Raw genomic sequence first — 12,870 nt, 5'->3', positions numbered from 1 at the left:
GCGGGCAGCACCCGCGGCCTGCCCGTGAGGTATCAGATGAACGGGCGACGCTGCCAGGCGCCCTAAGCGTGCGCGGCGATGAACCGGGCCACTGGAAGCGCCAGCGACGCACCCACCTCGTCGGTGGGGCGCTTGTTTCCCGCCACGGCAAAGGAGTGGTCACCGCCCTCCACCCACTCCAGGACCGCATTGGAGCCGATCCGGGCCACGACGTCCGTCAAAATGTGGGGGGTGGCAAACGTGTCGCGCGTTCCCTGCAGGAACAGCATCGGCACCGTGATCCCGTACAGGTGCCCGTCCCGGAGTTTCTCCGGTTTGCCGGGGGCATGCAGCGGGTAGCCCAGGTACACCAGGCCCTGGGCGGCCATGCCGTCGGCAACGGCCATGGATGCCATCCTGCCGCCGAATGACTTGCCCGCCGCCCAGACGGGGCCGCTGTCGCCGTTGGCCTTCGCCTGGGCGCGGGCTGTGTCCATAGCGGCCCGCCAGGCGGCGATGGCAGCCGGAGGGCGGTCGGGGAACTTCCGCCCTGCCTCCCGGTACGGAAAATTGAAGCGCAGGGTGGCCAGGCCCAGGCCGTTAAGGGCGTCCGTGAATCCGCGCAGGAACGGGTGGTCCATCCCGGCTCCTGCGCCGTGCGCCACCACCACTGTTGCGGTGGGTTGGTGCGGGCGCGCGTAGATGGCCGAAAACGTGGCGTCACCTGCAGCGATGACGAGCTGATGGTCGGGGTGGGGCATGGATCCATCATGCCCGAGGGCGGCCGCATATGCCGGTGTCTGCCGGCGGCCGGGTGTACGTTGTCCCCATGGCGAGCGAACAGACCACCATCACCGTCCAAGGTCCCAACGGCGAGCGCGAAATGCGCATCTCCAGCCCCAGCCGCGTCCTCTGGCCGGACCTGGGCCTGACCAAGTTGGACCTCGCCAGGTATATCTGCGACGTGGGGGAGGCCTTCATTGCCGCCAACGGGGACCGGCCCGTGTCCCTCCAGCGGTACTCGGACAACATCGAAGGCGAGATGTTCTTCTCAAAGAACCCGCCAAAGGGCACGCCGGACTTCGTCAGGTCCGTCAAGGTGGTGTACCCCAGCGCCAGGTCCCATCCCCAACTGGTCCTTGACGAACCGGCAGCTGCCGTCTGGGCCGTCCAGATGAACACCGTGGTCTTCCACCCCTGGCCGTCCCGGGCGGAAAACACCGACAATCCGGACCAACTCCGCATCGACCTCGACCCGCAGCCCGGGACAGATTTCGGCGACGCCGTCCCCGCTGCCCTGGTGCTCAAGGACGTCCTTGCGGAGGCAGGGCTCACCGGCTTCGTCAAGACCTCCGGAAACCGCGGCCTGCACGTCTACGCTCCCATCGAGCCAAACCGCGAGTTCCTTGATGTCCGGCACGCCGTCATCGCCGCCGCCCGGGAGGTGGAGCGCCGGATCCCGGACAAGGTGACCACGGCCTGGTGGAAGGAAGAACGCGGCCGCCGGGTGTTCCTCGACTACAACCAGGCCAACCGGGACCGTACCATCGCCGGCGCCTACAGCCCGCGGGCCCTCCCGCACGCCCCCGTGTCCTGCCCCCTCACCTGGGCGGAACTGGAAAAAGCGGATCCAAAGAACTTCACCATCCTGACGGTGCCGGAACGCTTGAAGACGGTGGGAGATCCCTGGGCTGACTTCAGCGCCAAGCCCGGCACCATCGACACGCTCCTGGAATGGTGGGACCGGGACTGCAAGGACGGACTCGGGGAGATGCCCTTCCCGCCGGACTACCCCAAGATGCCGGGCGAACCGCCCAGGGTGCAGCCCAGCCGGGCAAGAAAGCCGGCCGACGCCAACAACGACTGACCCGGGCCCGACACGACGGGCACGTTGGCCCTGTGGCGGCGCCGTCGTCGTCGGACAGTACGACGGCGGCGCCGCCACAGGGCCACGCCACCGCAGGTGCGGCGAGGCTATTCGAAGCGGGACGGGTCGCCCATGCCGAGCCGGACCACCTCGGCCACCCCGCTGGAGAAGTCGACCACAGTGGTGGGCTCGGCGCCGCAGTCTCCGGCGTCGATCACCGCATCCACCTGGTGGTCCAGCCGCTCCTTGATTTCCCAGCCGACGGTCAGCGGTTCGTCCTCATCCGGCAGCAGGAGCGTGCTCGAGAGCAGGGGCTCACCAAGTTCGGCGAGCAATGCCTGAACCACCCGGTTGTCCGGAATGCGCACCCCCACCGTTTTCTTCTTCGGGTGGAGCAGCCGCTTCGGAACCTCCTTGGTGGCAGGAAGGATGAACGTGTAGCTGCCCGGAGTGACGGCCTTGATGCTGCGGAAGACATCGTTCCCAATGTTCACGAACTGGCCCAGCTGGGCGAAATCCCGGCACACGAGGGTGAAATGGTGCTTGTCATCCAGGTGGCGGATGCTTCGGATCCGGTCCAAGGCATCCTTGTTGCCCATCTGGGCTCCCAAGGCATAGCAGGAGTCCGTGGGGTAGGCGATCAGTCCGCCGTCGCGAATCATTTTGACTGCCTGCGCAATGGCGCGCGGCTGGGGGTCGTGCGGATGAACATCAAAGAATCTGGCCATCACCCGAGCCTACGTTCCCTGGGCCGCACCGCACCATCACCCGGGGCACGTTGAGGCTGCCCTTTCGATCGCTCAAACACGGGATGAACAGGGGAGGCATCCCCTACCGGGCCGGCGCCGGATCGGGCAGGATGGTTTCTGCACCCGTTCCGGCCATGTTAAGGAGACCCCGCTATGCCCACCATCCTCAACCCCTACCTGAGCTTCCGGGACAACGCCCGGGAGGCAATGAACTTCTACCAGTCTGTCTTTGGCGGCGAACTGACACTGAGCACGTTCGCCGACTTCCAGGCCAGCGACGATCCTGCCGAAGCCGAGAAGATCATGCACGGCATGCTCACCACCACCCAAGGCCTGGTGCTCATGGGTGCCGACACCCCGAACAGTATGGAATACCACCCGGGTTCATCGATCTCGGTGTCCCTGAGCGGGGACGACGAAGGGGAGCTCCGGGGCTACTTCGAGAAGCTCAGCGGTGAGGGCGGTGCGGTCACGGTCCCCATGGAAAAAGCGCCGTGGGGCGACGTTTTCGGCATGTGCGTGGACCGTTTCGGAGTGTCCTGGCTGGTCAACGTCAACGGCGCGCAAGCCACGCAGGCTCCCTGACCGCAACCTGCCCGGGCCTACGTGGCGGGGACGGCCGGCCACTGCAGTTCCTGCCGCGACCCGGACGAATCCACCCTGCCCACTCCTTGAGGCGGGCCCGCCGTGCTGCGAGGATGGAGGGGTGAGTCCCCTCATGGAATTTCTTTCCGACAAATGGTGGCTGGTTTTCCCGCTGATGGCTTTCGCCGGCCGCTGGGCCGGCGGCTGGCGGCGTGCCGCCGAACGGCGCCACCGGCGCCGGGTTGAACTGTACAACCTGAAGAACCAGGCACGTGAAGTCGAGAGCGCCTCCCTGGCAGAGGTGCAGGCGCTGATGGATGCCCATGACACCACCAACAAACGGTGGCTCGAGTACGAACTCGATGTCGGCAAGCTCATCGACTTTCCGCTGATGACCGACGTCCGTGAGCCGCTCACGGTCGCCTTCCTGCGAGCCAAACGGGAAGCAGACGGCAAGCGGCCGGCATCTGCCGCGGACCTGACTTCCGTGACCGGACTTGAGTCGTACCGGCAGGCAGTCAACAACTTTGCGGTGGCGCTCGACGTCGCGGAACGAGAAGCAAAGCGGATCAGGGACAGCAGGTTCAGCGGTCCCGAGCGCGAACGGCTTGCCACGGCACGGAAACTTCTGATGATCGCGGAAAACCAGGCCGCCACGCCCGCTGAACGCCAGGCCGCTTACAAACGGGCCCGCCGCGAACTGGACGGCCTGATTGTCCTGCCCGATGTAACCGTCGCCGCGATCGAAGAGAAGATCGCGCCGGAACTGGATGCGCCGCCCCGTTCCGCGCAGTTCCACCAGGGCTGAAGCCGCGCGACAGGAGACAGCCCCGGTCCCCGCCGCGATGGCGTGGAAACGAGGCGGACCAACGCCGGCGGACACCCGTTGGCGGCGCCCGCCACTGTTTTGTCCTCATGCCGGGGACGCGTACGATCGATAAGGTTTCCCGCCGGTCCCGGCCCCCACCGCAAGTCATTCCACGCAAACAGCTGGTGAACTATGCTGTGCAAGGCAGCCTGGTAGGAGAAACTGCTGAACGTCGACTCTGCAGATTGGGCAACAGGTGGATATCACCTTCATGGTGGCGCTGGTCATCGCACTGGCACTATTTTTCGACTTCACGAACGGGTTCCACGACACCGCGAACGCCATGGCCACACCCATCGCAACGGGCGCCATCAAGCCGCGGACAGCGGTGGCCCTGGCGGCCGTCCTGAACCTTGTGGGCGCTTTCCTGTCCACCGAAGTGGCCAAGACGGTGTCGGGTGGAATCATCCGCGAAGGATCCGGTGGCGTGCAGATTACCCCGGAGATTATCTTCGCCGGCCTGATGGGGGCCGTCCTGTGGAACATGGTCACCTGGCTCAAGGGGCTGCCATCCAGCTCATCGCACGCACTCTTCGGCGGCCTGATTGGTGCCGCCGTTGTCGGTGCAGGGTTCAGTTCCGTCAACTTCGAGAGCCTGCTCCAGAAGGTCATCCTTCCCGCTGTCTTCGCCCCGGTTATCGCCGGGCTCGCGGCCTACGTCTGCACCCGGCTTGCTTATGCGCTCACCGCCCGCCACGATCCCGAGACCGGCAGCAAGCTCACCCAGAAGCGCGGCGGTTTCCGCACCGGCCAGATTTTCACCTCCAGCCTGGTAGCCCTCGCCCACGGCACCAATGATGCCCAGAAAACCATGGGCATCATCACCCTGGTGTTGATCGCCGCGGGCAGCCAGGCTCCCGGTTCGGGCCCGCAACTCTGGGTGATCACAGCTTGCGCCCTGGCCATTGCGATCGGTACCTACGCCGGCGGCTGGCGCATTATCCGCACCATGGGCTCCGGCCTGACGGAGGTCAAGCCCGCGCAGGGCTTCGCGGCCGAGACCAGCACCGCCTCCGCGATCCTCGCCTCCTCCCATCTTGGCTTCGCCCTCTCCACCACCCAGGTGGCGTCCGGCTCGGTCATCGGCTCCGGAATGGGACGCCGCGGTACCACCGTCCGCTGGAACATGGTGGGCAAGATCGCACTCGGCTGGCTCTTCACCTTGCCGGCAGCGGGAATTGTCGGTGCCCTGACTGCCCTGCTGGTCAAGACCGGCGCGGTGGGCGTGCTGATTGCTGCCGTGGCCGGCAGCGGCGCTGTGCTGTTCATGTTCTTCTACTCGCGCAAGTCTTCTGTGGGCCACCAAAATGCGGTCGAGGTCGAGGAGGCCGGCCAAGCGGTCCGCTTCGCCAAGAAAAAGGCCATGGCCCGCGCCCGGGCCAAAGCGAAGGAACAGGCCAAGGAACAGGCCAAAGCTGACAATGGCGCTGCTGCCAACACCCCTAAGGAGAATCAGCGATGAAGTGGTTGGAACTCCTGACCGTCGCAGGCACCACGCTCATTTCCGCCGCACTGGTGGTTACGCTCTACTCGCTCGGCGTCAGGTTTACGGCAATCGCCGCCGACGCCCAGCAACCCTCCCCGGGGATCAAGCGCTCGGTGGCCTACCTGTGCTTCTCCCTGTGTGGCGTGGCCGTGCTCTTCGGGCTGTACCTGATCATCCCGTACTTCACCAAGTAGCGGGTTCCTCCGGCTGGACCCGACCATGGGCAGCACGGCCGGGGTTGGCTAGGCTGGGCCCATGCCGCGCATCCAGTACTTCGTAGCCGCCTCCCTGGACGGATTCATCGCCACCTCAACGGACGACCTCGGCTGGCTCCTGCAGTTCGACGGATTCGAGGGCGGGGCGGAAAGCTACGACGCGTTCATGGCCGGGGTGGGGTGCATCGTCATGGGCGGGGAGACGTACGCCTGGCTGCAGGAGCACGACGCCGGCACCTGGCCCTACGCGGGCACTCCGACGTACGTCTTCACGCACCATGAGTACGCGGTCGCCGAAGGGGCCGACGTCACCTTCGTCCGCGGCGACGTGGCCGAATTCATAACTGACTTCCGGAAATCCGCGCAGGGCCGGAACATCTGGGTGGTGGGCGGCGGCAACCTGGCCGCCCAGTTTGCCGACGCCGGGCTGCTGGATGAGATCATCCTCTCCCTGATTCCCGTGGTGCTGGGGGAGGGAAAGCGGCTGCTGCCGCTGAAGGGGCCGACGGCCCCGCTCGAACTGGCCGCCTCCCGCACCCTCGGCAGGGGGATCGTTGAATTGCGCTACCTGCTGGCCGCGCAAACAACACCGCCCGGCGCTGCCTGATTCAGCCGGCGTTGTCCCGGAGCATGTTCGTGATCCGGGCAGATGACAGCCGCCGCCCCCGGGCGTCGGTCATGACCACCTCATGGGTGGTGAGCGTGCGGCCCAAATGGATCGCGGTGCACGTACCCGTAACCAGCCCCTGCGCAATCGAACGGTGATGGGTGGCGTTGACCTCGATGCCGACGGCGTGCCTTCCCGGACCCGCGTGCATTCCGGCGGCGAACGAACCGAGGGTTTCCGCCAGCACCACGTGGGCGCCGCCGTGGAGGATTCCCGCGACCTGCGTGTTGCCCTCCACCGGCATGGTGGCGACTGTCCGTTCCGGGCTCATCTCCAGGAAATGGATCCCCATTTTGACCACGAGTGCGCCGACGCCAAACGCGCCCAGCCAGCCGTGCATATGGTCGGGGATTCCGGCCGCTGCCAGCTCTTCGGCGAAGGGGCCCGGCGTGAAATTGTCTGTCATGGCAACTAGGCTGGCACCTGTGAGTGAAACAACCAAACCGGCCCCTTTCCCGTCCCAGGTCCTGGAGGAAGAGCCCTCGGCGCAGCCTGCTTCCACCCCCCAGGACCCGGGAGCCAGTGACGCTTCCCCTGCTGCCGGCGGGTCGGTTTCCGCTACCGTTGCCCCCGTTGTCCCCATCACCGGCCAGCCGCGCCTCCTGGTGCTTGACGGGCACTCCATGGCTTTCCGGGCGTTCTTCGCCCTTCCGGCGGACAAGTTCTCCACCGCCAACGGCCAGCACACCAACGCCATCCACGGGTTTACGTCCATGCTGATCAACCTGATCAAGGAACAGCAGCCCACGCACATCGCCGTTGCTTTCGACGTCTCGGACGAATCCACGCACCGCAAGGCCGAGTACAGCGAGTACAAGGGCGGCCGCAACGAGACACCCCGCGAGATGAGCGGGCAGATCGACCTCATCGGGCAGGTGATGGAAGCCTGGGGGATTAAGACCATCAAGATGCCCGGTTACGAGGCCGACGACATCCTCGCAACCCTTGCCGCCATGGGCGAAAAGGCCGGCTTCGAGGTCCTCCTCGTTTCCGGCGACCGAGACGCCTTCCAGCTGATCACGGACAACGTCTTCGTCCTCTATCCCAAGAAGGGCGTCAGCGACATTCCCCGGATGGACGCCGCGGCCATCGAGGCCAAGTACTTCGTGAGCCCGTCCCGCTACTCCGACCTCGCCGCCCTGGTGGGCGAGACGGCGGATAACCTGCCCGGCGTGCCCGGTGTCGGGCCCAAGACGGCAGCCAAGTGGATCAACCTTTACGGCGGCCTCGAAGGGGTGCTGGAAAACATCGACTCCATCGGCGGCAAGGTAGGTGACGCCCTGCGCGGGAATGTGGACGCCGTCAAGCGCAACCGCAGGCTGAACCAGCTCCACACCGACCTCGACCTGCCGGTCACGCTCGACGACCTCTACCAGCCGCGGCCCGACCAGGCCGTCCTTGAGGACCTTTTCGACCAGCTCGAATTCAAGGCCATCCGCGGCCGCCTCTTCGCCCTCTACGGCGACGCCGACACCCCGGCAGCGGAACGGGACAGCATCGACACCCCGGAGTACAGCACTCCCGCGGATGCCTCTGAACTTGCCGCCTTCCTGGCTGCGGGAGCGGGCCACCGCTCCGCCCTCGCCGTCGACCTCGTGCCCGGACGGATCGGCGAGGACGCCGCGGCGCTGGCGATCGTCCGTGGTGACGCCGCCGTCTACATCGACCTCGCCGGCCAGGACGCGGAGACAGAGAATGTCCTGGCCGGGTGGCTCCGGGACCGGGAGGCGGCCAAGGTGATACACGGCTTCAAAGCCGCGCTGAAGGCACTCTCCGCCCGTGGCCTCAAGCTGGAGGGCGTGGTGGACGACACCTCCATTTCCGGCTACCTGATCGAGCCGGACCGGCGCACCTACGAGCTCGCCGAACTGGCCCAGCACCACCTCAACGTGGGAATCCCCGCTGCCACGGCCAAGGCCGGGCAATTGGAGCTGTCGTTCGACGGCGAGGACACCGCCGCCGCCGATGCCCTGGTCCAGGCCGGCGCCGTCGTCCTCGCCCTCAGCCGCTTCTTCGAGGATGAACTCAAGGAGCGCAAGGCCGAAGACCTGCTGTCCACCCTTGAGCTGCCGGTGGGCCGCGTCCTCGCGGACATGGAACTCGCCGGCATCGCGATCGACATGGACAAAATGGACGAACAGCTCGCCGATTTGGCGCGGGTGATCGACCAGGCCCAGGAACAGGCGTTTGCCGCCATCGGGCACGAGGTCAACCTGGGCTCGCCCAAGCAACTCCAGACGGTACTGTTCGACGAACTGCAGCTGCCCAAGACCAAGAAGATCAAGTCCGGTTACACCACGGACGCGGCATCGCTGAAGAACCTCCTGGAAAAAACCGGGCACGAGTTCCTGGTCCAGCTCATGGCCCACCGCGAGGCCGCCAAGCTGCGCCAAATGCTCGAGTCGCTGAAGAAATCGGTGGCAGAGGACGGCCGCATCCACACCACCTACGCCCAGAACGTCGCGGCAACCGGCCGCATCTCCTCGAACAACCCCAACCTGCAGAACATCCCCATCCGCAGCGAGGAAGGCCGCCGCGTGCGCGGCATCTTCGTGGTCAGCGACGGCTACGAATGCCTGCTGTCCGCGGACTACTCGCAGATCGAAATGCGCATCATGGCGCACCTGTCCGGCGACGAAGGGCTGATCCAGGCTTACAAGGACGGCGAGGACCTGCACCGCTTCGTCGGCTCGAACATCTTCCACGTGCCCACGGACCAGGTCACCAGCGCCATGCGCTCCAAGGTCAAGGCCATGTCCTACGGGCTGGCCTACGGGCTGACCTCCTTCGGCCTGTCCAAGCAGCTGGAGATCTCCGTGGACGAGGCCCGTACCCTGATGAAGGACTACTTCGACCGCTTCGGCGCCGTCCGCGACTACCTGCGGGGCGTGGTGGACCAGGCCCGGGTGGATGGTTACACGGCCACCATCGAAGGCCGCCGCCGCTACCTCCCCGATCTCACCAGCACGGATCGCCAGCTGCGCGAAAACGCCGAACGCATTGCCCTGAACAGCCCCATCCAAGGCTCCGCTGCGGACATCATCAAGCGCGCCATGCTCGGTGTTCATGACGAGCTCAAGGCCCAGGGGCTGAAGTCCAGGATGCTGCTCCAAGTCCATGACGAACTTGTCCTCGAGGTGGCGGCGGGGGAGCGGGCCGCCGTGGAAAAGCTGGTCACCGAGCAGATGGCAGCCGCCGCCGACCTCAGCGTGCCCCTGGAAGTGCAGATCGGCGTCGGCCCCAGCTGGTACGACGCCGGCCACTAGGCTTCCTGCCGGCCCATCAGACGGCCGGCGTGTTTGTGCTGGTCAAGCGCCGGATTCATTGGCTAGGCTCGGGTAAATGGGTGATCTGAGCGGAAACTATGAAATCCGGCGCTTTCCCGCCGTGTCCAAAGGCAACGAAGGGTACGCGGAGGCCGAAACCTGGGCCAAGGCCGTCGGGTTCGGTTTCCACGACTCCACCCGCACCCCCGAGCACCGGGAGCGGTCCCTTGCCACCTATGAGGTCGACGGCCGGATCTTCACCGGGGTTTACCAGACCGGTCCCGTGGCCCCCTCCTCGCTGCCTGCCGAGGTACCCGTTGCCACCTTCGGGACCTTCCGCAAAACCCTGAACATTGGCTTCGGCCGCATGCTGGAAACGCAGATGGTTACGGCCGTGACCGTCCGTACATCGCACCGCCGGCGCGGCCTCCTGCGCCGCATGATGACCGAAGACCTCCAGGCCGCCAAGGACGACGGCATCGCCATGGCAGCGCTGACGGCCTCGGAGGGCAGTATCTACGGCAGGTTCGGCTACGGCGTGGCAAGCCTTGAGCGCACCGTGAAAGTGGACACCACGGCCCGGTTTGCCCTGCGGCACGCGGCCACGGGCGCCGTGGAAGTGGCGGACCCCAAAACCCTGTTGGACGTGGCCCCCGCCGTGTTCGAACGCGTCCACCGGCACACGCCAGGGTCCCTCGGCCGGCAGGAATGGTACCGGCACCTGGCCTCCGGGTCGCTGGGACGCGACGGCAAGGAAGATCCCGCCATCAAGGTGGCGCTGCACTACGGCCCGGACGCAACCATTGACGGCTATGTCTCCTACAAGTTCCTTGGCTGGGACACCACCCCCTACACGGTGGAAGTGGTGGACCTTGTCGCCGCCACCGACCATGCCTACCTCGAACTCTGGCAGTACCTGGCCGCCATCGACCTCGTGGAGCGGGTCACCTGGAACGAGGCGCCGGTGGATGATCCCCTTGCCTGGGCCCTGGCTGACCCGCGCTGCATCGACGCCTCGGACAGCCGCGACATGCTCTGGCTCAGGATCCTCGACGTTCCACAAGCCCTCGCTGCGCGCCACTACCCGGCCGATGGCCGGCTGGTCCTCAAAGTCGATGATCCGCTCGGCCTCACGCCGGGGATTTTTGCGCTGACCGTGGAGGGCGGCCAGGCCGGCGTTGAACGCCTGCCCGAAGGCACCGCCGCCGACCTCGAACTGGGCGTCTCCGCGCTGTCCTCGATCTTCCTCGGTGCTGTGTGCCCGGTGACCCTGAAGGCTGCCGGCGCCATCGGCGAGCCACGGCCGGGCGCCGCCCTCGAGGCCCGGCAGATGTTTGCGGTGGAACGGGCGACGCACTGCCTGACCCACTTCTGAGTCCCCGTCCCCGGTCCCGGCCGCTTTGACCCGCGTTGCCGGCACCGACTAGAATAAACGGGCGTGTACCACGTGCACGTCCTTGCGGTCCCAGGCCGCATTGAAAGTAATCCACAAAATCAGGATGACCCGGAGGATCCGTCGGATTCACCGTGAATCGCGCCTGCGTTCCATAACGCGGGCGCGCCGGTTTGCCTGACCGACTAACTATCCACAACGGAGCCCCTACTACATGACCATCACCTCCACCGAGAAGCCCGGTACCCCCGTAGTCGCAATTAACGACATCGGTACCGCTGAGGACTTCCTCGCAGCAGTCGACGCCACCATCAAGTACTTCAACGACGGAGACCTCGTCGAAGGTACCGTCGTCAAGGTCGACCGCGATGAAGTCCTGCTCGACATCGGTTACAAGACCGAAGGTGTCATCCCCTCCCGCGAGCTGTCCATCAAGCACGACGTTGATCCCGGAGACGTCGTCTCCGTTGGCGATCAGGTCGAAGCCCTGGTGCTCACCAAGGAAGACAAAGAAGGCCGCCTGATCCTCTCCAAGAAGCGCGCTCAGTACGAGCGTGCCTGGGGCGACATCGAGAAGGTCAAGGAAGAAGACGGCGTCGTCACCGGTACCGTCATCGAGGTCGTCAAGGGTGGTCTTATCCTCGACATCGGCCTGCGCGGCTTCCTGCCCGCATCCCTGGTCGAAATGCGCCGCGTGCGCGACCTGGCTCCGTACATCGGTCAGCAGATCGAAGCCAAGATCATCGAGCTGGACAAGAACCGCAACAACGTTGTGCTGTCCCGCCGTGCATGGCTCGAGCAGACCCAGTCCGAGGTCCGCTCCACCTTCCTCAACAAGCTCGAAAAGGGCCAGGTCCGTCCCGGCGTCGTGTCCTCCATCGTCAACTTCGGTGCCTTCGTGGACCTGGGCGGCGTCGACGGCCTGGTTCACGTTTCCGAGCTGTCCTGGAAGCACATCGACCACCCGTCCGAGGTTGTCGAGGTTGGCCAGGAAGTCACCGTCGAGGTTCTCGAGGTGGACCTGGACCGCGAGCGTGTCTCCCTGTCGCTCAAGGCTACGCAGGAAGATCCGTGGCAGACCTTCGCCCGTACCCACGCCCTGGGCCAGGTTGTCCCGGGTAAGGTCACCAAGCTGGTTCCGTTCGGTGCGTTCGTCCGCGTCGAAGACGGCATCGAAGGCCTGGTCCACATCTCCGAGCTCGCCGTGCGCCACGTTGAGCTGGCCGAGCAGGTTGTCTCCGTTGGCGACGAACTGTTCGTCAAGGTCATCGACATCGACCTCGAGCGCCGCCGCATCTCGCTGTCCCTCAAGCAGGCCAATGAGGGCGTCGACGCCGACAGCACCGAATTCGATCCCGCCCTGTACGGCATGGCCGCAGAGTACGACGAAGAGGGCAACTACAAGTACCCCGAGGGCTTCGACCCCGAGTCCAACGAATGGCTCGAGGGCTACGAGAACCAGCGCGCCGCCTGGGAACAGCAGTACGCTGACGCCCAGACCCGCTGGGAAGCACACAAGAAGCAGGTTGCCCAGCACGCTGCCGACGACGCTGCAGCTGCAACGTCCGGTGACAGCGATTCCGGCGCTACCAGCTACTCCTCCGAGCCTGCTGCCACCGACACCGGTGCCGGCACCCTGGCCTCGGACGAGGCACTTGCTGCTCTCCGCGAGAAGCTGACCGGCAACTAGTTGCCACCGGTGCCGGGTTCATCCCGGCACCAACGCGAACAGGCCCCCTGCCTCTGGCAGGGGGCCTGTTCTCGTTGCTGCGGGTCCCGGGCGCTGCTGCGGCGA

12 protein-coding genes are annotated in these 12,870 nt (G+C 65.8%); 9 read left to right on the top strand and 3 right to left on the bottom strand.

Translation table 11 applies throughout. The features are described 5' to 3' along the window. Positions 1 to 62: 62 nt before the first annotated feature. On the bottom strand, positions 63 to 740 hold the full coding sequence (locus tag DC347_RS05275; protein WP_018761224.1) for an alpha/beta family hydrolase: 678 nt from the start codon (positions 738 to 740) through the stop codon (positions 63 to 65). Positions 741 to 808: 68 nt separating this feature from the next. Here DC347_RS05275 and ligD point away from each other — a divergent pair, with 68 nt between their 5' ends. Continuing rightward, entirely contained in the window at positions 809 to 1,846 is a 1,038-nt protein-coding gene (gene ligD / locus DC347_RS05270; protein ID WP_026264433.1) for a non-homologous end-joining DNA ligase, read from the top strand. Positions 1,847 to 1,953: 107 nt separating this feature from the next. Here the strand turns inward: ligD and DC347_RS05265 are convergent, their stop codons facing one another. Further along, positions 1,954 to 2,574, bottom strand: coding sequence for an L-threonylcarbamoyladenylate synthase (locus DC347_RS05265; protein ID WP_109044644.1), 621 nt, complete (start codon positions 2,572 to 2,574; stop codon positions 1,954 to 1,956). 174 nt (positions 2,575 to 2,748) lie between these two features. On the opposite strand from DC347_RS05265, the gene DC347_RS05260 reads away from it, so the two are divergent. The 5 genes from DC347_RS05260 (at position 2,749) to DC347_RS05240 (ending at position 6,356) form a co-directional block, all read left to right on the top strand. Then, complete coding sequence (locus DC347_RS05260) at positions 2,749 to 3,180, top strand: VOC family protein (protein ID WP_018761227.1); 432 nt, start codon at positions 2,749 to 2,751, stop codon at positions 3,178 to 3,180. A 133-nt stretch (positions 3,181 to 3,313) separates the two neighbouring features. Beyond that, positions 3,314 to 3,988, top strand: a complete 675-nt coding sequence (locus tag DC347_RS05255) for a hypothetical protein (protein ID WP_018761228.1) — start codon at positions 3,314 to 3,316, stop codon at positions 3,986 to 3,988. A gap of 256 nt (positions 3,989 to 4,244) precedes the next feature. Beyond that, positions 4,245 to 5,510, top strand: coding sequence for an inorganic phosphate transporter (locus tag DC347_RS05250; protein WP_018761229.1), 1,266 nt, complete (start codon positions 4,245 to 4,247; stop codon positions 5,508 to 5,510). Continuing rightward, the gene (locus DC347_RS05245; protein WP_018761230.1) at positions 5,507 to 5,728 is read left to right on the top strand and encodes a hypothetical protein; all 222 of its coding nucleotides are present in this window, start codon (positions 5,507 to 5,509) and stop codon (positions 5,726 to 5,728) included. The genes DC347_RS05250 and DC347_RS05245 overlap by 4 nt, the downstream gene beginning before the upstream one ends. Before the next feature lie 61 nt (positions 5,729 to 5,789). After that, entirely contained in the window at positions 5,790 to 6,356 is a 567-nt protein-coding gene (locus tag DC347_RS05240) for a dihydrofolate reductase family protein (RefSeq protein WP_018761231.1), read from the top strand. 1 nt (position 6,357) lies between these two features. Here the strand turns inward: DC347_RS05240 and DC347_RS05235 are convergent, their stop codons facing one another. After that, positions 6,358 to 6,822 (bottom strand): hotdog fold thioesterase, encoded by a 465-nt coding sequence (locus tag DC347_RS05235; protein WP_018761232.1) that lies wholly within the window; start codon positions 6,820 to 6,822, stop codon positions 6,358 to 6,360. Between the two features lie 19 nt (positions 6,823 to 6,841). Between DC347_RS05235 and polA the strand changes: the two genes are divergently transcribed. The 3 genes from polA (at position 6,842) to rpsA (ending at position 12,765) form a co-directional block, all read left to right on the top strand. Beyond that, positions 6,842 to 9,682 (top strand): DNA polymerase I, encoded by a 2,841-nt coding sequence (gene polA, locus DC347_RS05230; protein WP_109044643.1) that lies wholly within the window; start codon positions 6,842 to 6,844, stop codon positions 9,680 to 9,682. A 76-nt stretch (positions 9,683 to 9,758) separates the two neighbouring features. After that, on the top strand, positions 9,759 to 11,057 hold the full coding sequence (locus tag DC347_RS05225) for a GNAT family N-acetyltransferase (RefSeq protein ID WP_109044642.1): 1,299 nt from the start codon (positions 9,759 to 9,761) through the stop codon (positions 11,055 to 11,057). A 232-nt stretch (positions 11,058 to 11,289) separates the two neighbouring features. Further along, complete coding sequence (rpsA, locus tag DC347_RS05220) at positions 11,290 to 12,765, top strand: 30S ribosomal protein S1 (RefSeq protein ID WP_018761235.1); 1,476 nt, start codon at positions 11,290 to 11,292, stop codon at positions 12,763 to 12,765. The last annotated feature ends 105 nt before the right edge of the window (positions 12,766 to 12,870 follow it).

The sequence above is a fragment of the Pseudarthrobacter sp. AG30 genome (assembly GCF_003116525.1).
GTDB lineage: Bacteria > Actinomycetota > Actinomycetes > Actinomycetales > Micrococcaceae > Arthrobacter.
Note: the sequence above shows the minus strand (reverse complement) of the source record. Positions and strands in the feature narration are given on the sequence as shown.